This is a genomic window from Glutamicibacter sp. FBE19 (genome assembly GCF_015524875.1).
GTDB classification, from domain to species: Bacteria; Actinomycetota; Actinomycetes; order Actinomycetales; family Micrococcaceae; genus Glutamicibacter; species Glutamicibacter halophytocola.
Window position 1 is genome coordinate 58112 of record NZ_JACKQN010000004.1, and the last position, 20360, is coordinate 78471.

Below are 20360 nucleotides of genomic sequence, written 5' to 3' on the forward strand. Positions count from 1 at the left end.
TGGTGCTTGCTAGGCGATAGGCGGGGTGACACCGTACAGGCGGTCACCGGCATCGCCCAAGCCTGGAATGATGTAGGACTTCTCGTTCAGCTTCTCATCCAGCGAAGCGAGCACTACGTGCACGCGGTTGTCGTCGCCGTGGATTTCTTCCAGGCGGGCGACGCCCTCAGGGGCCGCGATCAGGCAGATGCAGGTTACGGACTCGGCGCCGCGATCGAAAATGAACTTGATCGCCTCGGCCAGGGTGCCGCCGGTAGCCAGCATCGGGTCCAGCACGAAGACCTGGCGGCCGGTCAGGTCGTTGGGCACGCGATCCGCGTAGGTGATGATGTCCAGGGTTTCCTCATTGCGGGCCATGCCCAGGAAGCCTACCTCTGCGGTGGGGACCAGGCGCGTCATGCCTTCGAGCATGCCCAGTCCGGCACGCAGGATGGGGACTACCAGCGGGGTTGGCTTGGCAATGGCAGTGCCGATAGTGGTGGCGACCGGGGTCTGGACCTGGACACTTTCGGTCTTCACCTCGCGGGTGGCCTCATAAGCCAGCAGGGTGACCAGTTCATCGGTCAGCTGGCGGAAGATCGAAGACGGGGTGTTCTTATCTCGAAGAACCGATACCTTGTGTGCCACCAGCGGGTGGTCGACTACCTGTACGCGCATAAGTAGAAATCTATCAGCACACCGGCGGGCGAATCGAGGAAAGCGCCCGAAATTCCGCTGTCCAACGAGTTTGGTGTGCCCAAGGAAACAGGAATTGAGCGCCACGGCCAGCCTTGGACGCCCGAAAGCACGTAGAGTAAAAGCACTATGGTGCACGAATACGATGCCTGGATGGACCTCGCTTTGGACGAGGCGCGCGCGGCGCTGGCCACCGACGACGTGCCGATCGGCGCGGTGGTCATCTCCCCCGAGGGCCGTGTGCTGGCCACCGGGCGCAATGAGCGCGAAGCGATCAAAGACCCCACCGCCCATGCCGAAGTGGTCGCCATTCGCCATGCGGTGCGGGCCTTGGAAGAACGCGGCCAAGACGACGGTTGGCGCTTGGCCGACTGCACACTAGTGGTCACATTGGAGCCCTGCGCCATGTGCGCCGGCGCAATCGTCCTGTCTCGCATCCCCAAACTTGTTTTTGGCGCCTGGGATGAAAAGGCCGGAGCCTGTGGATCGGTGTTCGACATCGTGCGCGAACCGCGCTTGAACCACTGGGTCGAAGTCTATTCGAGGGTCAAAGAGCAGGAATGCGCCGAACTCTTGCGCGAATTTTTCAAGGCAAAACGCGGCTAATCGCCCCCATTTGTGTGTTTCGAGCCACTTCAGGGCGATTATCGCGCTCTCGTTTTTGTATTCACCTTTGGTTCGGTATAGAGTTATCAGGTCTGGTGACGTGTCCGAGCGGCCGAAGGTGCAACACTCGAAATGTTGTGTACGGTAACCCCGTACCGTGGGTTCAAATCCCACCGTCACCGCCAATGAAAACCCCGGAAATCCTTTGGATTTCCGGGGTTTTGCTTTGCCTAGAACCAGATGCGCACTAGTTTGCGAAAAGGTCGGTGAGCTTGCCCTTGGCATTCCACAACGCCAGCGAGTCGCCGTCGTTGTTCAGCACGCCTGCTCCGTCAACGTAGAACGCTTCATCGCTGTTGGTGCCTGGTCCGGAGTACACACGCAGCTTCGCGCCCGGTGCCAGCTCGTAGCCTTCGCCGATCTGCAGCTTGTTATTGGCCGCATCGCGAATCAGGTAGCCGCTGACGTCAATGGTGCGCTGGCTGGTGTTCTCCACGATGACGTGTTCGCCGTTTTCCGGGGTGACATCGCTGCCTGGCACATCGTTGACGGCATCCGATATCAGCACGCCGTTGTTTGCGGGGAAGACCTTCTGCCCTTCGAGGTGTCGATCAATCTGCTGCGGGAAGTCCCCGGTGATGCGCTCGACGCCCAGAGCCATGGCTTCGTCGGCCGCTTCAGGAGCGTTGACCGTGTAGACGCCCAGCCCCAGGCCGGCATCCTTCACGCGTTGTGCCCCGGCTGCGTCGAGAGTGCGGTAGCTGGTGCCGAAAGCATCAGCATAGGTTGCGTAGTGCTCCAGTTCCTGCGCCGAGGGAACGGTTCCGGTCAGCTGCTGCAATGGCACCTCAGGGGCCAGCTGGGCGAAACGTTCGTTGGAGGCCGCATCAAAACCAAGAACTTCAATCTTTCCGGACTCCAGCAAGGACTTCCACTGGCCATTCTTAGCCAGAGCGTCAGCGACTACCTGTTCGACTCCAGGGGACTTCGCTGGGTCCTTGATCTCGATGAACACGCCGATCTGGCCAGCCAATGCGCCGGGAACATCATCGAAGTGCGGAATCTTGGCACCGGCAAAACTGGCTGAGAAGTACGAGCCGGCGTCCAGCTGCTGCAATTCAGCCCAGGTGAACGAAGTAATCGGATCGTTAGCACGTTCTGGGAACACGTCTTCAACATTTGTGGTTCGGGCCGGAGTTCCGTCATGGAAGATGAACGGGACGCCGTCTTTGGAAAGCTGGACATCGATTTCGATGAATTCGGCACCCGACTGGCTTCCGGCCTTGATGGCTTCCAAGGTGTTCTCCGGTGCTACACCTGCAGCGCCACGGTGCCCAATGACCAAAGGGCCGGAATCCGATGACTCAATCTCCGTTGCTGCTGCCGGTGCACTAACTCCGGCAACCAGGCAGAGGGCTGCTGCCCCGAGGGTGATGTTGCGCAGTTTCATGGTGGATTTCCTTTGGTGTTGTTGATGAACACCAGCCATGCTTCCGCGCGCGCATGACCTCCACCTCAAGGTCAGTTGAAGCAGAGATTAATGTTTACTACTCAATAGCGTGTTCGCTGAATTGCGTCTCCAAATTCGTTCCATTCAGCTCAAGATAGATCTGGCCTTCGGTCACCGAAACGGACATTGTGTTTCTGCGGGTTAGGCAGCGCACCGCCTCATCAATGAAAACGGAATCAAAAGATCGAAAGCGAATATCTTCAGCTTGGTGAATGGTTTTGCCCCGCCAGGCCGAAAGCAGCTTGGCAGGATCCCGGTGAGTGTAGATGGCCGCGCGGTCTGCTCGTTTGCTGCCAAGGTGAAGCCTCTGTGCATCCGGCGCACCTACTTCAATCCATGCCGTGATCAGCCCAGTCAGATCCTTGACCAGGATCGCTGGCTCTTCGCCCGTGGATACGCCACCGGCCGAGAAGGTGATCCCTTCTTCGTATTCCAAGCAGTAAGCCAGAACGCGCGTGATCATGTAGGCATCGGTTTCAGAAGGATGCTGCGCCACGCGCAGAGAAAGATCCTCGTAAACCCCGCGATCTACATCAGCAAGTTGAACTTCAAAAGTGTGCATAGTCGCGCCGATAGCCATAGTTCTCGAGTTTACAGCGCGTGCGGCACCGCCAAGTGACATCCTCCGCTTTACGGAATCAGGATGCTTCAGGGAAGATTCGAATGATGCGAACGTTCCGAGGGGTTTCCGGGATCTTCGTCCTCTTATTGATCTGCCTGGTCAGCGACTCGTCCATTCTTGCTAGACCAGTTATTGGCGGAGGCGAAGATTCGTAGGTGACGCTCCCTGGAGGATGAATTCTGATCTTGTGCGGATTCTCCTGAACAACTTCTTCGGTCCAGCCCGGGGCCTCTTTGGCCAAATTACAGAAAGCGCATTTCATGCATCCGTTGACGCAACAGGTCTTTCCGCCCTTGCTGTGCTGATGAACATGGTCTGCGTGGCGGGGCTTGTTGTTGCAATATGGTGTGCGACAGTACGGGTCCCGTAATTGCAAAAGTTTGCGCAGCGACCCCTTGAAGAGCCGCTCTTTGGAATCCATGGCGACCAAATCCTGCGCACCAGGCAACGTATAGAGCCGCCGGATCATCGGGTAGGCCCTGATTCTGCGACGCAATGCAGCAAGTTCTGAAATCGGTGCGCAATCATCGATCTCGCCATAAGTTTCAATCAGGCGCCGTGCATACTGTGCTGGAACGGTGCCATAGCCGGGCATTGAAGCCGGCTCTTTTCCGTCCATCAACAGAGCCATATCCGTCATCACGAGATTTACGTGAAGTTTAATTGGCAATGGCTTATCCGCCGGATGCCCCGTCAGCCTGGAAACTAAAAGATCTGCTTTGAGCTGGGCGATGGAGCGTTCGTCGCCAGCATTCTTCAACTGCTGAGCTTCATGCTCAAGCGATGCTTCTACGGCAATTCCCACTTCAATGGGAAGTCCGGCGCTCAGCCTGACGCAGTCTTTTCCCTTGAAGAAGGACACTCCACGATGTTCTGCCTTGCGGTCAATATCTTCATCGCGATTTTCACCACGCACTTCGTCAACAGCTTTTTGTGCAAGGTCGCGGGCTTCGTTGACGGATGCCGTGTCAAACATGGCGGGAGCACTGGCAAAAAAGCTATCAAACTCCCGGCGTTCCGACCTGCTCATGTCCTCCAGCGGGGCCAGGATGGCCATAACCAACTTTTCGCTGAAGTCGCCATGCTGATAGCGCGAAAAAAGATACGGCAAGTCAGCTATCAAGAAATGCATGCGACGCACATAGGCGACAGAGGCATTTTGTGAGCGACGACGGGCCATTGCCACCTGGTGGGCCATCCCCCGCTGCTTGGCAGTCACCGGACCGTCAACAGTCCCGCCCTGAGTAATATCCAAATGAGCTGCAAGGCGGGCTTGAACTGAAGCGAGGAAGGCAGCCTGGGACTCGATTTTCTGAAGTGCTATGACGCTCAGGGTCGGATCATCTTCAGTGAGTGCCACGTTGATAAATGACAGATCGCTTTCAGAAAGGCAAGGAGTATTAGCGAAGCCTGTTCCCACTGGAATCGCGTCTTCGAAATTACTACCGAACACTCCATTGTCTTCGAACATATATCCAGTATACGCCGGATAACCCCGGAACAACAGGGATTATCCACAACAACTAATTCAACAGCGGACGTGGGTAATTCGAAAACTTGTGCGTATTAGGCATCGTTTTCCGGATGATCGTCGGACCACGAGTGAGCACGGGTGACCAGCTGTTGAGCGAGGCCGGGCAGATCGCCCTTTGCACTGCCCAAAGCGACGCCGAGCAGGAACGTGCTCAAGGGTGCCGCCGGGCGGGCGACTTCGTGGGCCACGTGCTTGGCGACGTCCAAGACCGTGGCGATGTCGATCTCGGTCGCGTCCAGGCCCAGCTCCCGGGTCGCGGCTTCGAGCCATTCGTTCAGTGCTTCGGGAGGCAAATGCACAGCCATGTCAGTTCCTTTCGTCGCGGCGGGCGCGTTCTAGCGCCTGCAAGGTATCGATGTCGTTGGTGGTCTCATCATCCACCGGCAGGTCGGCTAAATCCAGTTGGCCCAGCGCGGCGCGCACCGGGGCATTGACCAGCCGATCGCCAAGTTCGGCGCAGGCTTGGGCAACGGCGGCCGTGCGGTAGATGCCGGCGAGCCATTGCATGTAGCCGTGGGCATCGCGCAACACCAATCCGTCGGCGGCCCGGTGATCGAGGTTATCGAGCAGGACTTGGACGACTGCCTCGGGATGCTCCAGGTCGCAGGCCAAGATCAGGCACCAGGGGTTTTGCACTGCCCCGATCCCAGCGGCGATGCCAGCCAGCGGACCGGCAAAGGGCGGATCCTCGCGCAATACCGCATCAGCCAGGGTTCCGCTGGCCTTTTCGCCGGCCACGACCACGCGGACAGCACCTGCGTGGCGGGCGGCATGGATGACGCGGTCGACCAGTCGCTGCCCGTGCAGCAGCAGTTCCGGCTTGTTCGCCCCGCCCAGCCGGGTGCCGCGGCCGCCGGCGAGGACGAGCGCGTCGAAATCGGGGCTCATGGAATCATCCTCAGAACCTCGACTTCATCGCCGGGGTTGATCTGCGTGGCTCCGGCCGGAACCAGCGCGTACCCCTGGGCCGCTCCAAAGCCGCCGACCGAGTGGGAAATGCTGCTGGCCTGGACCGCCGGGGCGCAACGCAGCGTCGGCCCGTGCTGGAAAACCACGGGAATGACCTGCATGCGCCCGGCCGCGGCTTTCCACCCCACGGCGGCCACCGCCCGCAGGGTGGGGCGCAGCACTTCGCGGTGGCCCTGCATGGCGCGCAGGCAGGGGCGCACGAACAGTTCGAAGCTGACCGCTGCGCTGACCGGGTTGCCGGGCAGCGCGAAGACCATCGCGCCGGATTCCAATCGACCGGCGCATTGCGGCTGCCCCGGTCGGATCTTCACCCGGGCCGCCTGGACCCCCGGTTCGGCCTCCAGAACCTGGCGCATCACGTCATAGGCGCCGGGGCCAACGCCTCCGGTGCTCAGCACGGCATCATGGGTGGCGCCGAGGATATCGAGCTGTTCGCGGACCGCGCAGATGTCATCCACGCAGTGCACCACCGTGGCTGCCTGGATGCCGGATTCGGCCAGCAGGCCGGCCATGAGCAGCGAATTGGTTTCCGGGATCTGCCCGCGCGAAAGATCTTCGCCAGAGGCACGCAATTCCGCCCCAGTGACCAGCACGGCCACCCTGGGCGCGGTGCGCACCACCAGCGTGCTGGCACCGGCGGCGGCCAGGGCCGAAAGCCTGGCTGCGCTCAGCGTCTCGCCGGCGTAGGCCATCAGGTCCCCTGCGGCCTTGTCCTCGCCGCTTCGCCGGATATCCTTGCCCGGCGGCACCTGCACGTTGACCTGCACGGTGTCCACATCCCAGCCGCCAATGGCCGCCGAGGTATCCTCGATGCGCGCCACCGCATCGGCATCCGTCGGAATCGGGGCACCGGTCATGATCTTCACGCACTGGCCCGGTTCGAGCTTCGGGTCCCAGCCGCTGCCGGCCGGAACTTCGCCGATCACCTCCAAGGCAACCGGCGCTGCCGCGGTATCGACCGAGCGCACCGCATAGCCGTCCATGGCCGAGTTGTCCCACAGCGGCAGCGGGTGCGCGGAGGCGACATCTTCAGCCAGCACCGCGCCGTGCAGGGCGGCAAAGCCGCCAGAGACCTCGATGCTTTGCGGGGCCAGCGGCGCAATCTGCGCAAGCAACCGCGCGCGATGGGTTTCGAGGTCTACGGGTTCATTGCCGGTGCTCATGGTTGTCCCTCCTGGATGCTTCGCGGATGCCGGGCGGGCAGCGTAGCCACCACTGCGCGCACAAAGCGGTTGGCCGGGGCGGCGAAGACCTGCTCGACGGTGCCCCGCTGGATCACCTGTCCGCGCTCCAGCACCAGCAGGTCATCTGCGAGGGCCAGGGCGTCGGTGGCCGAATGCGAGATGACGATGGCGCTGGTCGCGGTGCGCTCCAGCTCCTCGCGCACCAGCGCGCGCATGTCCATGGCCGCTTCGACATCCAGCGAGGCGAAGGGCTCGTCGATCAGCAGCAGCCTGGGCCGGGCAGCCAGGGCACGGGCCAGGGCGATGCGCTGGCGCTGCCCGCCGGACAGCGCCGCCGGGCGCTGGCCCGCCAGCTCCTCCAGCCCCAGCCGCGCGAGCCATTCGCGGGCGGTGGCCAGCGCCGCGGCTTTGCCCGCCCCCGAGGCGTGCGCCCCGAAGGCTATGTTCCTGGCCGCGTCCAGATGCGGGAAAAGGTGCGATTCCTGCCCCAGCAGCCCCACCCCGCGCAGGTGCGGGGCCAGATGCCGGCGTCCATCGGCCAGGATCGCGCCATCGAGTTCGATCCGCCCGCCAGCGATTTTCTGGGTTCCGGCAATGGCGTTGACGATGGTGGACTTGCCGGCGCCGCTGGGCCCCATGATCGCCAGCGTGCTGCCGGAGCGCACCTCGAATTCCACGTTGACCTCGAAGCCGGTGCGCTCAACCCGCAGCTCGGCGAGCAGCCTCATTTGATGGCTCCCGGGCGCCAGGCGCGCACGCACAACAGCACCAGCACCGCGGTGGCCAGCAGCAGCAAGGACAGCGCCACGGCGGTATCCCGGCCCGCGCCGGCGCCATTGAACGCGGTGTAGATCGCCAGCGGCATGGTCTGGGTGACCCCCGGCGCGTTGCCGGCAAAGAGCGCGGTGGCCCCGAATTCGCCGATCGCCCGGGCGAAGCACAGGATCACCCCGGCCACCAGCCCCGGCGCGGCCAGCGGCAGGGTGATGCGGGTGAGCACCATCCATCGCCCGGCGCCCAGGGTCGCGGCGGCCTGCTCGTAGCCGGTGCCGGCCGCGCGCAGCGAGCCCTCCACCGAGAGCACCAGGAAGGGCAGGGCCACGAAGCCTTGCGCGATCACCACGGCGGCGGTGGAAAAGGGCAGGGTGAACCCCCACAGCGAATCGATCAGCTGGCCGATCGGGCTGGTGCGCCCGAAGAGGAAGAGCAGCGCCACCCCGCCGACCATCGGCGGCAGCACCAGCGGCACGGCAATCAGCGCGCGCAGCAATTGCGCGATCCTCGGGCCGCTGCGGGCGATCACCAGCGCCAGCGGCACCCCGAGCAGCACGCAGAGCGCGGTGGCCGCCACCCCGGTGCGCACCGAAAGCCACAGGGCCGCCACGGCCTGTTCGCTGGTGGCATCGGCCAGCAGGGTGGACCAGCTGGCGCGGCCCAGCAACGCCAGCAGCGGCAAGACCAGAAGGGCCAGGCCCAGCACCGCCGGGGCGAAGGTGAAGGCCGGGACGCGCAGCCCGGTATCGCTAGCCATTGCCCTGCGCAGCCCCGCTGCCAAAACCGTACTCGGCCAGGATCTCCTGGCCGCGCTCGCTAATCACGAAGTCCAGGAATTCCTGGGCGGCCGGGTTCTGGTCCAGGGTGGCGATCGGGTAGCTGTTGACCACCTCGTCGGCTCCCTCGGGCACGATGGCGGCCAGATCCGGCTCGTCCTGAACGTCGCTGGCGTAGACCAGCCCGGCGTCGGCTTCCCCGGCGGCTACCTTCTGCACCACCGCGGTGACATTCTGCTCTTCGCTCACCGGCTTGAGCTCTACGCCGGCATTCTCCAGCAGCTGCCGCGAGGCATTGCCGCAGGGAACCTGCGCTGCGCACAGCACCGTGCTGGCCCCGGCCAGGTCGGATAGCGAGCCGATGTTGGCAGGGTTGTCCTTGGGCACCGCGATCACCAGGGTATTGCTGGCAAAGATCACCGGTTCGTGGCCGAACCCGGCCTCGGTCACCTCGGCCATGGTGCGTTCATCGGCGGAGGCAAAAACGTCCACGTCGGCGCCTTCCACAATCTGGGTGGCCAAGGTGGAGGATCCGTCATAGTTGATGCCGGCGATCTGAACCTCGGGGTGCTCGGCCTGGAATTCCTTGGCGATCTGGTCGAACGCCTCATGCAGCGAAGCCGCGGCGGAAACCGCAATGACCTGCTGGTCAGCGGGCTTGTCGCTGCTGCACGAAGTCAGCGCAAGGGTGGCAGCGGTGCCTGCCAGCAGGATTCGGGCAGCCAGCGGCCAGGTTACGCGCATGAGTTCTCCAGTACTTGGGGTTTGTGCCCATGCTACAACCGGGCGCCGGGCAAGGGCGGTATTTTACGTGCTGATTTGCTGTTTTACCCGCCCTTCTTCCGCCACCTGCCTGCGCCAGCTACGCTGGTAGCTATGACAGTTCTACCGGCCGGGGATATCGCCGACGCCCGCGGACGGCCCTTGCATGACTTGCGGATCTCGGTGACCGACCGCTGCAATTTCCGCTGCGTCTACTGCATGCCCAAGGAGATTTTCGGCCGCGACTTCGCCTTCCGCGAGCGTTCGGAGCTGCTGAGTTTCGAGGAGATCGAACGGCTCGCCCGCATCAGCGTCACGCTCGGCGTGACCAAGCTGCGGCTGACCGGTGGCGAGCCCCTGCTGCGCCGGGGCATTGCCGAACTGGTCTCGATGCTCGCACAGTTGCGCACCCCCCAGGGCGCGCCGGTGGATCTGGCAATGACCACCAATGGCTCGGCCCTGCCCAAGATGGCGCAGTCGCTGAAGGACGCAGGGCTGAACCGCGTGACCATCTCGCTGGATTCGCTCGACGACGCCAAGTTCAAGGCCATCAACGACGTGAACTTCCCGGTCGCCCGCGTGCTGGAGGCCATCGAGGTGGCCCGCGAGGTCGGCCTGGGTCCGGTGAAAATCAATACAGTTCTCAAGCGCGGGGTCAACGACGATGAAATCCTGAAACTGGCCGAGCACTTCCGCGGCACCGGGGCGATCCTGCGCTTCATCGAGTACATGGACGTGGGCACCACCAACGGCTGGAAGCTGGACGAGGTCTTGCCCTCGGCCGAGGTGGTCTCAATGATCAACGAGCGCTGGGCCCTTGAGCCGGCGGCCAAAACCGAGCCGGGCGAAACGGCCAACCGCTGGCGCTACACCGATGGGGCCGGGGAAATCGGCGTGATCTCCAGCGTCACCAATGCCTTCTGCGGCAATTGCTCGCGCTCGCGGGTTTCGGCGGAGGGGCAGCTCTACACCTGCCTGTTCGCCGGCTCCGGCTATGACCTGCGCAAGCTGATGCGCGATGGGATCAGCGACGAGGATCTGGCCAAGGCGCTGGCCGGCCACTGGCGCAAGCGCGATGACAATTATTCCGAGCTGCGCGCCGCGCTGACCCCGGGAAACCGCAAGCGCATCGAGATGTCCTACATCGGGGGCTAGTGGTTACTATTGCGTTTTAGTCGCCGTGCGGCGGCTATGGCCTCTTCTGCGACGATCTCATAATTTTCCCTACTTTGGGACAACGAAATCGAGCCTTCTCCATATTTTTCGTAAGCGAGTTCAAGTAGTTCGCTGGCGTCGCTGAGTCTTAGAGCGTTAACCAGGTGCCCTAAATCAAGAATGTCTTTGTCACGCTCGGCGGCCAGCTTCATGGCAGCCAAGGTCTGCAAATCAGCAACTTCGACCGCGGAAAGATTAGGGTCAGATGCGAGCGCCCAACTGGCATTGTCGGGGATGAAAGCGGCAGCGCTGGGGTTCAACCACTTTCTAGGCAATCCGTGCTCAATTGCCATCGCCTCGATGATTTCTTCCACTTCTGTACGATGCGAGTAGTAGGCATCGATATCTTCCGTGGCACGATCGATCAGGCCATGAAGTAGCAGGGCCGAGCCGCCGACGACCCTAATGTTCACGCTGAGTCCCCGTTCGTTCAAGCGTCGTTCGAGTTCAGCGAGCAGCTCGACGACTCGGTCTCTTCTCAGGCCCGATCCATTCATGCTGTTCCCAAGCTCCGTTGTCGGATCCACACGTTCAGCTCTTGAAGTTCCGGAGGTGTTTCAGCACGAATTAGCTCCTTCATCTTCTCGCCTACTGGGTACAACTTTTCCGAGAGGAACACAGGTTCTGATGGTCGTGCAATGTCCGCAGCCCACTGCGGGACTGGCATATTGGTCTGACTCGCAATCCACTTGGTTATGGCAGCCAGAGCCACTTGGTATTGCGAGTCTTCCAATTCAGGCGACTGCGCTAAGAGAGGACGCCCTTCTGCGAGGGATTCAGTCGAGTATTCGCTGATAAGACGCAGCGCGAACTCGAAATCTTTGGCTTCCAAGGTCTCTCGGAAGTCCTCAGCTATTTCAGATCCCCGGTCATTAATAATGCGCAGTCCAGGTTCCTCAAACCCGAGTCTCTTGAGAACCCTGAGCACCAACCCTAAAGCAACCGTTTCTTTCCCCGATTCCAGATCAACGATGAACTTGCGGGAAACGCCGACTGAATTTGCCAAGGCGGCTTGGGTCAGGCCTAGGACACCACGTTGCGTCCGGATCCTATCTGCCAGGCTTGCGACAGTGAACGATGGAGATTTCATGTTCAAATCATGTCACCGTACGGTGACATAGTCTAGAGGAGTTTGCCGCCTGTTACTACCCCATGGATTTTTGCCCATCCAGGGATTCGCGGATGATGTCCGCATGCCCCGAATGCTGGGTGGTCTCGGCGATGATATGCATCAGGGTGCGGCGCACCGACCAGTGGGTGTCGACAAACCATGGGGCCGAGGGCAATTCGTGCACGGCATCCAGATCCACTTCGGCCAGCAGCGCGTCGGTGCTCTCGGCAATCAGCGCATAGTTTTCCAGCAGCGCTTCCAGGCTGTCCCCGTCCTGCATGCGGAATTCGTTGAGGAAGGCCTCGATCGCCTCGGGTGGCATCTGGCTGAAATCCGCTCCGTCCCAGGCCATGGCGGCCCGGCCCTTGACCATGAATTCCTGCCACTGCTTTTCCACGGCGCTCACATGCTTGATCAACCCGCCGAGGGTCAATTCGCTGGCGGTGGTGCGCTGCGCGGCCTGCTCGTCACTCAGGCCCTGGACGGTGAAACGCAGGAAATGCCGTGCGTTGGCCAGGGCGTGGAACAGGTCGGCACGTTCGCCGCTCAGCGTGGTGTTGGTGATGGCCATGGTGCTCATGATTGCCTCCTGGCATAAGCTGCAGCCGGTATTTCCAGCTGGCAATAACCAGAGTAGAAGTGAAAAGTGCCAGTTTCTGTCCTAAATCAAGGCAGACTTGTTGCATGAGTACCAGCACCAGATTCTTGCGCCTGCTCTCGCTCTTGCAGACCCATCGGTATTGGTCCGGGGACGAACTCGCCGACCGCCTGGACGTCAGCTTGCGCACCGTTCGCCGGGACATCGAGCGGCTGCGCGATCTCGGTTATCCGGTGCAGGCTGATCGCGGCGTGGGTGGAGGCTATCAGCTGGCGTCCGGCACCGCGCTGCCTCCCTTGGTGCTCGACGATGAGGAAGCCGTGGCGCTGGTGGCCGCATTGCAGTCCACGGTGCACGGCGGATCATCGGCGCTGGCCGAGGCGGCACTGCGGGCGATGGGCAAGGTTCTGCCCGTGCTTCCAGCCAGGTTAAGGAAGCGGGCGCAGGCGCTGACCGCGAGCACCGTCCCGCTCAATTCCCGGTCCTCGGCTCCGGATCCCGTGGACCCTGCAGTCCTGGTGGCTTTTGCCCAGGCCTGCCGCGACCACGAGCGAATCGCCTTCGACTACAAGGATGCCAAGGGAACCAAGAGCTCGCGCCGCGTAGAGCCGGTCCAGCTGGTGAATGTGGGCAACCGCTATTACCTGGTGGCTTTCGATCTGGACCGCGATGATTGGCGCAGCTTCCGCGTGGACCGCGCGCAGAACGCCTCACCCAGGGCGTTGCGCTTCATCCCCCGGCCGGTGCCTGGTGGCGATGCGGCGGGGTTTGTCCGCGCAGGATTGCGTGGCAGCGGGCAGCCAGGAGTGAGCGCGCGAGTTTACGCCAATGCCGAAAAGCTGGAGCCGCTCATTGGCCGCTGGTTCGAGATCCAGCAGATCGATGGGGACAGTTGCCTGGTGCGCACCGAAAATATGGATCTCCGCTGGGCCGCGTTCGGACTGGCCATGAGCGAGGCAAAGGTCAGCGAGGTGCAGCCAACGGAACTGCGCGCGCTTCTGGATTCCTGGATTTCGAATATCGGCCCCAGCCAGGAAAGTTGTGAGATGCAACAAAAAACGTCGTGACAGCTTGACGGTGCCACAACCGCGAGGCGTATAGTCTCTGGCGTGCTCATTGCATTCAAATCGTTCGGAGTAAACGCTTTGATTAGCGAATACTTAAAGATTGAATCTTCGGCATAGTCAGATCCACGCACCCTGAGGCGCTCTGCCCGCCCGTCGACTACGCCTAAGAAAGGCTGATTCATGACCACTGCCGACTTTACCGCCGATGCGCAAACGATCCTTCCCGAGCTGGTTGAACTGCGCCGCGCGTTGCATGCGGACCCGGAGCTCGGACTGGATCTGCCCCGCACCCAGCAAAAAGTACTTGACGCCCTTCAAGGGCTGCCCTTGGAAATCACTACCGGCACGCGCACCAGCTCGGTGACCGCAGTGCTTCGAGGCGAACTGCCCGGACCGACGGTCCTGCTTCGCGGCGACATGGACGCATTGCCGATTCTCGAAGAGACCAATCTGGCCTTCGCCTCTGTTAATGGCAACATGCACGCCTGCGGCCACGACCTGCATACTGCAGGACTTGTCGGCGCAGCCAAGTTGCTCTCGGCTCGGCAAAGAGAGCTTAATGGCTCGGTCATCTTCATGTTCCAGCCAGGCGAAGAAGGCCACGGCGGCGCCAAGATCATGCTTGAAGAGGGGCTGCTTTCGGCAGCCGGAGAACCTCCGGTTGCCGCCTACGCGATCCATGTAGGCCCCGGCCCGCGCGGAGTCTTCGCAACTCGGGGCGGCCCGGTAGCCGCCGGGTCAAACCAGCTAACCGTGAAGCTGAAGGGACGCGGCGGACATGGCTCGCAACCCCACCAGACCTTGGATCCGGTACCGGCAGCCGCGGAGCTCGTCCTGGCCTTGCAGAGTTTTGTAACTCGGCGGTTCAACGCCTTCGACCCGGTAGTTCTCTCGATCACGCGGCTGTCCACGGGAGACGGAGCGATCAACGTCATCCCGGAAAGCGTCGAGCTGGCTGCCACCATCCGCACCATGTCCCACGACTCGCTGGCCGTCCTTGAAGAAGGACTGCCGCGAGTCGTCCACGGCGTGGCAGCAGCCCATGAGCTCACCGCAGATGTGTGTTTTGAAACGCTCTACCCGGTGACCGTGAATGATGCCGCCGAGACCGAGGCAGCGCTGGAAACAATGCGCGAAATCTACGGTGAACAGCGCGTAGCACTGATGCCTTCGCCGATGATGGGCTCCGAGGATTTCGCGTTCGTGCTCGACGAGGTTCCGGGCACCTTTATTGGACTACTGACGTCTCCACCCGAATTGCCTGCCGAAGAAACCGAGTGGAACCACTCGCCACGGGTGGTTTTTGACGACTCAGTGCTCGCAGATCAGGCCGCAGCCCTGGCAGCCATCGCGTTTAAGCGAACTGCCAGCTGAAACTGGACAGGGAAGTGTTCTGGCTAGCGCCTATTGGGCGCGCGCCCGAACGCTGTTCAGCTTATGCAACGATTCTTGTTTATCCAGATTTTTAGAGCCTGAATCGACCATGTGAATTGTTAGGACGTTACTGTCCCAGGGCTCCGCTGCTTTTCCTGCACACACGTGGACAGCAGGAACCAGCCGACCGCCCGCACACAAGCCAAAAGTTGTGGTACCTGAGTTAGCTTGCGTGATGCGATCTTGGCATGTGCACGGCCTCTGATAACTGGCCTAATTGAAAACCCGCTGATTTGTATTAACTATGCGCTTGCCCCGCCCCTCGACGCACGATTCTTACACGAACAGACCCCCTATCAAGGGCGCTTCGCGTCGCTGCGCGATAGGCTTCGCCTACCCTTGACAGGAGGTCTGTTCGTGAATCTTGGCATTTATCTGAGGAACGGGGAAGGTGTGCAGTTAGTCGCCTATTCCAGTTCCCCTATCCGTACCTGGGCGATGAATTTTCGGTGCCCTCGATTGAGTTTCTCTAGCTTTGGGGAAAGCTTGCCGCGCTGACGCGACGCTGCGCGGAATGAGCTTGCCGTCATTCTTCACCTGGTCAATCTCCGGGGTGGTCGACCCTCGCCGGTACTGGGTGAAGCTCACAACACCTTTGCCGTTTTCGGCCAGCCACTTTGCCGATTCCTCGGTAGCAGACTTTCCATCTGGTGTGACCAGATTATTCGCAAGATCCGAGGGCACAGGACGGCCGCCAAGCTGGCTCTCTCCGCGCTCAAACGCTTCGCGTCCTGCCTGCCAACGGCCATAGATTCCAGCCTTTGATTCTTCGAACGTTGCCTGCACGCTCACCACGTCATAGGTGTATCCGCGCTTGTCCAAAGTAGCAGCAACTTCCTGCGCGGAGCCTTGCGATTTGAGCACCGTATCAATGACGTAGTTCGTTCCATCCTTGCGCAAGTCCTTTTGCAACTTGGCGCTGAGCATGGATGATTCTTCGTGCACTAACGCAGCAAACTCCATTGGTGCGAACTTGTGCCCCTGGGCTTCAAGTTCTTTCACCAATGGAGTTTTCAGACGATCCAGGTTCCCGCTCTCTAGCTCGTGCTGGATGATTTTCTCTTTGAAAATATCCGGGTCGCACTGAACGTAACCAGGAACATCATTCAAGCGTTCCCGCTGCACAGTGCCTTTGCCAACTCCGGGCGGTCCAGCCATCACAATAGCTCTTCCATCGTTCTTGATTTCTCCGCGCTTAGCCGAGTCATCAATCACTTCTTGCATCCACTTCTTATGCAAAAGTTCCCGCTCCGACGTAGCACGCGGACGCGATCCACTTTGAATAAAATACTGCTCTTGTCTGATTGTCGAGTATGCTCCGCGCGGGTTCATATCAGGATCAGCCAGCACCTAGCGCAGAGCCGCATAATGTCGTTCTATTGATTCGTCGTTAGCCAACGATTCACCCTTCGGTTGCTCGCCGCCTAATCGGCCGTCTTCATCAAAACTTCATCGTAAGTAGCAGCGTCAATCAGCTCATGCCGCAGCGCGTCGCCCACTTCTTCCCAAGTTCCATCCAGGCTCTCTTCGTACTCGCCGTACTCGTTCGCCCAAGGGGTCGGCTTATATGGCCACTCAACCAGTAGACGCACCAGTTCCTCACGGTCAATAAACCCTGCCGCGTACCGCTGGCACACCTCATAAGGGCTTGCAGCATTGAACTCACCAACAACCTCGGGCACAGCCTGGGCGCGTTGCAGAGCCTTGGCAACGGCCGGCTGGGACATACCCAGCAGCGCAGCCATTTCGCGCTGGCTCATGCCACCAGCAGCAGCCTTCAAAGTGCGTTTGTAATCCAGTGCGTCAACTTCTACACGTTGCCGCGCTTTCAACAACAGCGCGCGCATTTCTTCACGCTGCGGACGTTCCATTAGCTGGCTCATAACAACCTCCTAAACCTCGAAACAAACGTTCCCTCACTTAAACGATAACATTAGTTATCATCTTGATTCAATGATTTTCGGCCGAAATTGCACGGTAGATGCTTGCTGCGCTGACACCAAGGATCTTGCCGATCTGCGCGTAGCTCTTCCCTTCCTCGCGCAGCTGCCGCGCCGTGGCGGTGCGGTCTGTATCCATGACGCGCGGCCGCCCTCCGACCCTGCCCTGGGCGCGCGCGTGTGCTAATCCCCTGCGGGTGTTCTCCCTGATCATGGAAACGCGCAGCTGCGCCATTACCGCCATGATGCCCACGATGGCTTCGCCCATTGGCGTAGATATGTCCACGTCTAAGAATGGCTCGGTAAGGCTTTTGATCCGCACGCCGCGCTCCCCCAGCTCGCGGATAATCTCTATGGCCATTCGCTCTTCACCGGCCACGCGATCCAGCGCACGAATGATCAACGTATCCCCTGGCTTCGATTGCGCCTTGCACGCGACCCATTGCGGCCGCGCAGCTTCCCGGCTCGACTCCCCTCGGTCAGTAAATATCTGCTCGGCCCCGGCCGCGCGCAGCTCGGCTGCTTGCGACTCCGGGTTCTGCTCGCGCGTGCTCACTCGCGCATATCCAATGACTGTCATGCCAAAAACGCTACACAACCTGGTTGTGCAACGTTTTGGTTTTGAAAGGCCTTTCTGAAACAAAAAACCCCGGCGTGTCGCCGGGGTTTACTCGTCGTTGCAGAAACGACCGGTTTTGATCAAGCGGTATGGATCTGCCTAATCGACCGGCAATGAGGCTTATGCTCACATCCGAGTCGGTATCATAGCCGAATCCGTCAACATATTTCTCAATTAATTCTTGCTAAACAAAGTTTTTGATTCGAAATACTCATTAGTTAAAAATCTCTTGACTTTCCAATTTTCTCTATGAATACTAAGCGAACGCATAAATAGTGCGCATCCCAGCTTATAGAGCATTGAGGATCTTGTGAATCCTTTTCAAGACCGACGCAAGGGCAAAATGCTTTTGTGCGGAGCTGTAACCCTGTCATTGGTGGTACTGCCCTCATTTTCCGCAGTAGCTCAGCCAAGTCTCGTTCCTAGTGTTTCTTCATCAAAGTCTGCGAGTTCTAGTTCGCATGAAGAAACAGTGGTTCAGCTTGGCGCAATCGAGGCTTACGGCGATGCCGCGGAAGTGGTGCTAGATGCGCCAGGAGCATCTTCGTCATCGCTCGCTAGAATGGCCCAGCCCCTTTCTGATACGGCCGAAGAATCTGTTTCAGTCGCGCAAGAAGAATTGGGCGAAATTTCACTCACCTTAGGCGAACCTGCCGCCGGTGGTTACAACTCAAGCGTAGAAATTGAGTCTCCAAAATTGGTGTCCTCAACCGAGACACAGCAAAAAGTAAGTGCGATGGTGACTTTTAGCTACCATCTTCAGCCGGATGACAATGGATACTCTGGCCCGTCTTCTTGGGCAGATGAACATCTGTTGACCTTGGAGAAAGGTAATGAAGGCTGGGCTGTCGTTGCTGACGAAGTGGTTCCTTATGAAGAGAGCAGCCTGGCTGCCGATGAGAGCGACCCTACCCCCGAGCCAGAGGAAATTCCGATGTCTCCTGATCTGAAGTCGGATGACGATAAGCCCGGCATTCCGATCGAAGACATTGCACAACCAGCCGATGGAACAATCGGAGTACCAGCCGCAGGATACTCAAAGCAGAACAGCATTAATGTTCAAAACTTCGTCTCTTACGCGATTAGCCGCACTTCCGGAAGCTACGCAAAAGACGGCACGGCCTATGTCAACGGTACATATCCGAAGTACAACAACAACTGCGCTAATTTCGTTTCTCAGGTGCTGGACCAGGCGGGATGGTACCTGACCGGAGGCAATTCTACTCAGATTCATGAAAAGACGAAGTGGACTTTCAACCTTGCCGGTATTGCAGGGGCAACGAGAACTTGGACGAAGGCCAGCGATCTCTATTCTTACTCGCTGAACACCGGTAGGTACAAGTTCCTATCGAACGTCTGGAATGCACGTTCAGGAGACTTAATCTTCGTAGATTGGGATCCAAATGGATACCCAGACGGGTACATTGATCACGTAATGGCTGTCACAGGACGAGCAAACTATGCCCCAAGAATCTCACAAAAGTCATCGAACCGTTCGAATATTTCCCTCGAAACAACGGTAGCCTTAGCCAAGCAGCAGGGTAAGAAATACACCTGGTACGGACTGGAACTACGGTAGAAAGCGGTTGGAATGAATGATTTGTGGAATAGCCAGCCGCTCTCTTTTTGGGTCCTCGCTGGAGTGTGCGGAATAGGGTTGCTTTCAGTCGGGCCGCTACTTTGGTCTTTCTCTAAGTCGAATCGCAACGGCAAAATACTCGCGGTTGTGGGGACTCTTCTCGTTGCAGCTTCTCTAGTGGTGTTGGTTTACCCTGTCACCATTGATGGTGCGATGTGCGGTCGGGGAGCTGGTGCTACAGGCTGGGTTAATCCTCCTTCCTATGGTGGATATGAATGCAGGGACGCACAGTGGAGGGTGTTTTGGGCTGGAATGGTGTTGCTCGTACTGGGGGTTGGATCTTCAGTTGTTTCACTATTTCCACATTTCAAAGCACGTTCACGTGATTCTTCGTTGAGCCACTAAGCTCGTAGTTTTTTGTTGCATTTATGAGAACCGCTGCGGTGATTGGTATTCCTGGATGGATGCTAATTACGGCAGCGGTTTTCTATGCCGCTCTGTTTGTGCTGTCTCGTTTTCAGTGGGCCTGCATGTGTAGGAATCGAAAACGACCGTTTGTGACACCATGCCTATGGTCCTATACATGGCTCCTCGAGCTGCACCCACTCGAGCAAACCGTCAACCGGATCGTCCGGTAATAGAGGTGCTTCGGGTAGCGTCCGTATAAGGCGCCTTCACCCGGCATTTTGTCGGGCGGGTATACGGAATCAAGAATTATTGCTACCGCATAGTTTTGAAATCGTAGGTAGCCAACTAGCAAAGTGTCCCGTATGAGGACCGTCTTGCGGGACGATCTGCTGTCGAACATATGGATCACCGCTTTTGGGGACTTTGAGACTGTTTCGGTGGCAAAGAGGTGCTCTTTTGGATTCATTACAGTCAGGACCCGCAGTGCAGATGATTCGAGAATTCTGTGTTGCCACCTCCACACGGTGCCCAGAACCTCAATAGATATTCACCATCGCTTGAAAAGCGATAGAAGAGAACGATGCCGCGTGGTGGAACTATTGTGGGTAGTTCCATCGCCACCAACCCGAATCCGCCGTACGAAACCTAGAAGGGCTCATGAACAAGCCATTGAGCATGACATATGACAGGGAAGCCGGTGCCGGATACATCGCGCTAACTGGTGAACCAATCGGGGAGGCAGTGGAAGTCGAAAACACCACGCTCCCATTCGGAGTCAATGTGGATTTAGATGTTTCCGGCGAACCGATCGGGTTGGAACTGCTGGGGCAGGTATACGGAACCGTCGACCAGTTCCTTGCCTCCGTCGCAGACGGATCGCTTCGGGAGGCTCTGGCCGCTGCAGGCTATGAAATTCGCAAACTTTTTGGTCATCCCGTGGTCGTTGTTCACCGCATTGCTTGATCAGCGCCGCAACA

The 20360-nt window shown here is 59.4% G+C and carries 22 protein-coding genes and 1 tRNA gene; 7 read left to right on the plus strand and 16 right to left on the minus strand.

Translation table 11 applies throughout. The features are described 5' to 3' along the window. Positions 1 to 9: 9 nt before the first annotated feature. Entirely contained in the window at positions 10 to 657 is a 648-nt protein-coding gene (upp, locus tag H6F58_RS08455) for a uracil phosphoribosyltransferase (RefSeq protein WP_060700568.1), read from the minus strand. A gap of 147 nt (positions 658 to 804) precedes the next feature. Between upp and tadA the strand changes: the two genes are divergently transcribed. Both tadA and H6F58_RS08465 read left to right on the plus strand, forming a co-directional pair. Continuing rightward, on the plus strand, positions 805 to 1281 hold the full coding sequence (gene tadA / locus H6F58_RS08460; protein ID WP_060700567.1) for a tRNA adenosine(34) deaminase TadA: 477 nt from the start codon (positions 805 to 807) through the stop codon (positions 1279 to 1281). A 94-nt stretch (positions 1282 to 1375) separates the two neighbouring features. After that, positions 1376 to 1466, plus strand: a tRNA-Ser gene (locus H6F58_RS08465). 62 nt (positions 1467 to 1528) lie between these two features. Here H6F58_RS08465 and H6F58_RS08470 read toward each other — a convergent pair. From H6F58_RS08470 to modA, 9 genes are all read right to left on the minus strand, one after another. Then, the gene (locus H6F58_RS08470) at positions 1529 to 2731 is read right to left on the minus strand and encodes a glycerophosphodiester phosphodiesterase family protein (protein WP_171918621.1); all 1203 of its coding nucleotides are present in this window, start codon (positions 2729 to 2731) and stop codon (positions 1529 to 1531) included. Between the two features lie 97 nt (positions 2732 to 2828). Continuing rightward, complete coding sequence (locus tag H6F58_RS08475; RefSeq protein ID WP_146277639.1) at positions 2829 to 3371, minus strand: YaeQ family protein; 543 nt, start codon at positions 3369 to 3371, stop codon at positions 2829 to 2831. 58 nt (positions 3372 to 3429) lie between these two features. After that, positions 3430 to 4884: a hypothetical protein gene (locus H6F58_RS08480; RefSeq protein WP_171918620.1), complete on the minus strand. Its 1455-nt coding sequence runs from the start codon at positions 4882 to 4884 to the stop codon at positions 3430 to 3432. Positions 4885 to 4979: 95 nt separating this feature from the next. After that, on the minus strand, positions 4980 to 5252 hold the full coding sequence (locus H6F58_RS08485; protein WP_060700563.1) for a DUF6457 domain-containing protein: 273 nt from the start codon (positions 5250 to 5252) through the stop codon (positions 4980 to 4982). Between the two features lies 1 nt (position 5253). Next, positions 5254 to 5835 (minus strand): NTP transferase domain-containing protein, encoded by a 582-nt coding sequence (locus tag H6F58_RS08490; RefSeq protein ID WP_171918619.1) that lies wholly within the window; start codon positions 5833 to 5835, stop codon positions 5254 to 5256. Then, positions 5832 to 7079, minus strand: a complete 1248-nt coding sequence (gene glp, locus H6F58_RS08495) for a gephyrin-like molybdotransferase Glp (RefSeq protein ID WP_060700561.1) — start codon at positions 7077 to 7079, stop codon at positions 5832 to 5834. Before glp ends, H6F58_RS08490 begins: the two co-directional genes overlap by 4 nt. Then, positions 7076 to 7828 carry an ATP-binding cassette domain-containing protein gene (locus H6F58_RS08500; protein ID WP_146277631.1) on the minus strand — a complete coding sequence of 251 codons (753 nt, stop codon included), beginning with the start codon at positions 7826 to 7828 and terminating at the stop codon, positions 7076 to 7078. The genes glp and H6F58_RS08500 overlap by 4 nt, the downstream gene beginning before the upstream one ends. Further along, positions 7825 to 8631 carry an ABC transporter permease gene (locus tag H6F58_RS08505; RefSeq protein ID WP_060700559.1) on the minus strand — a complete coding sequence of 269 codons (807 nt, stop codon included), beginning with the start codon at positions 8629 to 8631 and terminating at the stop codon, positions 7825 to 7827. Before H6F58_RS08505 ends, H6F58_RS08500 begins: the two co-directional genes overlap by 4 nt. Then, a complete protein-coding gene (modA, locus tag H6F58_RS08510) occupies positions 8624 to 9394 on the minus strand; it encodes a molybdate ABC transporter substrate-binding protein (RefSeq protein ID WP_195181574.1) in 771 nt (256 codons plus the stop codon). The genes H6F58_RS08505 and modA overlap by 8 nt, the downstream gene beginning before the upstream one ends. A gap of 132 nt (positions 9395 to 9526) precedes the next feature. On the opposite strand from modA, the gene moaA reads away from it, so the two are divergent. Beyond that, positions 9527 to 10567 (plus strand): GTP 3',8-cyclase MoaA, encoded by a 1041-nt coding sequence (gene moaA, locus H6F58_RS08515; RefSeq protein WP_195181575.1) that lies wholly within the window; start codon positions 9527 to 9529, stop codon positions 10565 to 10567. Here the strand turns inward: moaA and H6F58_RS08520 are convergent. The 3 genes from H6F58_RS08520 to H6F58_RS08530 are packed head-to-tail and all read right to left on the minus strand — an operon-like array spanning position 10564 to position 12318. Continuing rightward, positions 10564 to 11124 carry a DUF6036 family nucleotidyltransferase gene (locus H6F58_RS08520; RefSeq protein ID WP_195181576.1) on the minus strand — a complete coding sequence of 187 codons (561 nt, stop codon included), beginning with the start codon at positions 11122 to 11124 and terminating at the stop codon, positions 10564 to 10566. The two genes, moaA and H6F58_RS08520, sit on opposite strands and share 4 nt — an antisense overlap. Further along, on the minus strand, positions 11121 to 11717 hold the full coding sequence (locus H6F58_RS08525; protein ID WP_146277625.1) for a helix-turn-helix domain-containing protein: 597 nt from the start codon (positions 11715 to 11717) through the stop codon (positions 11121 to 11123). Before H6F58_RS08525 ends, H6F58_RS08520 begins: the two co-directional genes overlap by 4 nt. A gap of 55 nt (positions 11718 to 11772) precedes the next feature. Beyond that, entirely contained in the window at positions 11773 to 12318 is a 546-nt protein-coding gene (locus H6F58_RS08530; RefSeq protein WP_146277624.1) for a DinB family protein, read from the minus strand. 104 nt (positions 12319 to 12422) lie between these two features. Between H6F58_RS08530 and H6F58_RS08535 the strand changes: the two genes are divergently transcribed. Both H6F58_RS08535 and H6F58_RS08540 read left to right on the plus strand, forming a co-directional pair. Then, entirely contained in the window at positions 12423 to 13403 is a 981-nt protein-coding gene (locus H6F58_RS08535; RefSeq protein WP_195181577.1) for a YafY family protein, read from the plus strand. Positions 13404 to 13583: 180 nt separating this feature from the next. Then, entirely contained in the window at positions 13584 to 14777 is a 1194-nt protein-coding gene (locus H6F58_RS08540) for a M20 family metallopeptidase (protein WP_195181578.1), read from the plus strand. Between the two features lie 459 nt (positions 14778 to 15236). On the opposite strand, the gene H6F58_RS08545 is transcribed toward H6F58_RS08540, so the two are convergent. The 3 genes from H6F58_RS08545 to H6F58_RS08555 form a co-directional block, all read right to left on the minus strand. Beyond that, positions 15237 to 16052 (minus strand): zeta toxin family protein, encoded by an 816-nt coding sequence (locus H6F58_RS08545; protein WP_195181579.1) that lies wholly within the window; start codon positions 16050 to 16052, stop codon positions 15237 to 15239. A 209-nt stretch (positions 16053 to 16261) separates the two neighbouring features. Continuing rightward, positions 16262 to 16720, minus strand: coding sequence for a hypothetical protein (locus tag H6F58_RS08550; RefSeq protein ID WP_195181580.1), 459 nt, complete (start codon positions 16718 to 16720; stop codon positions 16262 to 16264). 67 nt (positions 16721 to 16787) lie between these two features. Further along, positions 16788 to 17357 carry a recombinase family protein gene (locus tag H6F58_RS08555; RefSeq protein ID WP_195181581.1) on the minus strand — a complete coding sequence of 190 codons (570 nt, stop codon included), beginning with the start codon at positions 17355 to 17357 and terminating at the stop codon, positions 16788 to 16790. A 349-nt stretch (positions 17358 to 17706) separates the two neighbouring features. Here H6F58_RS08555 and H6F58_RS18410 point away from each other — a divergent pair, with 349 nt between their 5' ends. Together H6F58_RS18410 and H6F58_RS08565 are read left to right on the plus strand one after the other, a co-directional pair. Next, positions 17707 to 18975: an amidase domain-containing protein gene (locus tag H6F58_RS18410; RefSeq protein WP_195181582.1), complete on the plus strand. Its 1269-nt coding sequence runs from the start codon at positions 17707 to 17709 to the stop codon at positions 18973 to 18975. A gap of 1065 nt (positions 18976 to 20040) precedes the next feature. Next, positions 20041 to 20346, plus strand: a complete 306-nt coding sequence (locus H6F58_RS08565) for a DUF2283 domain-containing protein (protein WP_195181583.1) — start codon at positions 20041 to 20043, stop codon at positions 20344 to 20346. The last annotated feature ends 14 nt before the right edge of the window (positions 20347 to 20360 follow it).

Bases quoted from the DNA above. Each gene is read 5' to 3' on its own strand.
- upp (WP_060700568.1), bottom strand. From the start codon at position 657: ATGCGCGTACAGGTAGTCGACCACCCGCTGGTGGCACACAAGGTATCG.
- tadA (WP_060700567.1), top strand. From the start codon at position 805: ATGGTGCACGAATACGATGCCTGGATGGACCTCGCTTTGGACGAGGCG.
- H6F58_RS08470 (WP_171918621.1), bottom strand. From the start codon at position 2,731: ATGAAACTGCGCAACATCACCCTCGGGGCAGCAGCCCTCTGCCTGGTT.
- H6F58_RS08475 (WP_146277639.1), bottom strand. From the start codon at position 3,371: ATGGCTATCGGCGCGACTATGCACACTTTTGAAGTTCAACTTGCTGAT.
- H6F58_RS08480 (WP_171918620.1), bottom strand. From the start codon at position 4,884: ATGTTCGAAGACAATGGAGTGTTCGGTAGTAATTTCGAAGACGCGATT.
- H6F58_RS08485 (WP_060700563.1), bottom strand. From the start codon at position 5,252: ATGGCTGTGCATTTGCCTCCCGAAGCACTGAACGAATGGCTCGAAGCC.
- H6F58_RS08490 (WP_171918619.1), bottom strand. From the start codon at position 5,835: ATGAGCCCCGATTTCGACGCGCTCGTCCTCGCCGGCGGCCGCGGCACC.
- glp (WP_060700561.1), bottom strand. From the start codon at position 7,079: ATGAGCACCGGCAATGAACCCGTAGACCTCGAAACCCATCGCGCGCGG.
- H6F58_RS08500 (WP_146277631.1), bottom strand. From the start codon at position 7,828: ATGAGGCTGCTCGCCGAGCTGCGGGTTGAGCGCACCGGCTTCGAGGTC.
- H6F58_RS08505 (WP_060700559.1), bottom strand. From the start codon at position 8,631: ATGGCTAGCGATACCGGGCTGCGCGTCCCGGCCTTCACCTTCGCCCCG.
- modA (WP_195181574.1), bottom strand. From the start codon at position 9,394: ATGCGCGTAACCTGGCCGCTGGCTGCCCGAATCCTGCTGGCAGGCACC.
- moaA (WP_195181575.1), top strand. From the start codon at position 9,527: ATGACAGTTCTACCGGCCGGGGATATCGCCGACGCCCGCGGACGGCCC.
- H6F58_RS08520 (WP_195181576.1), bottom strand. From the start codon at position 11,124: ATGAATGGATCGGGCCTGAGAAGAGACCGAGTCGTCGAGCTGCTCGCT.
- H6F58_RS08525 (WP_146277625.1), bottom strand. From the start codon at position 11,717: ATGAAATCTCCATCGTTCACTGTCGCAAGCCTGGCAGATAGGATCCGG.
- H6F58_RS08530 (WP_146277624.1), bottom strand. From the start codon at position 12,318: ATGAGCACCATGGCCATCACCAACACCACGCTGAGCGGCGAACGTGCC.
- H6F58_RS08535 (WP_195181577.1), top strand. From the start codon at position 12,423: ATGAGTACCAGCACCAGATTCTTGCGCCTGCTCTCGCTCTTGCAGACC.
- H6F58_RS08540 (WP_195181578.1), top strand. From the start codon at position 13,584: ATGACCACTGCCGACTTTACCGCCGATGCGCAAACGATCCTTCCCGAG.
- H6F58_RS08550 (WP_195181580.1), bottom strand. From the start codon at position 16,720: ATGAGCCAGCTAATGGAACGTCCGCAGCGTGAAGAAATGCGCGCGCTG.
- H6F58_RS08555 (WP_195181581.1), bottom strand. From the start codon at position 17,357: ATGACAGTCATTGGATATGCGCGAGTGAGCACGCGCGAGCAGAACCCG.
- H6F58_RS08565 (WP_195181583.1), top strand. From the start codon at position 20,041: ATGAACAAGCCATTGAGCATGACATATGACAGGGAAGCCGGTGCCGGA.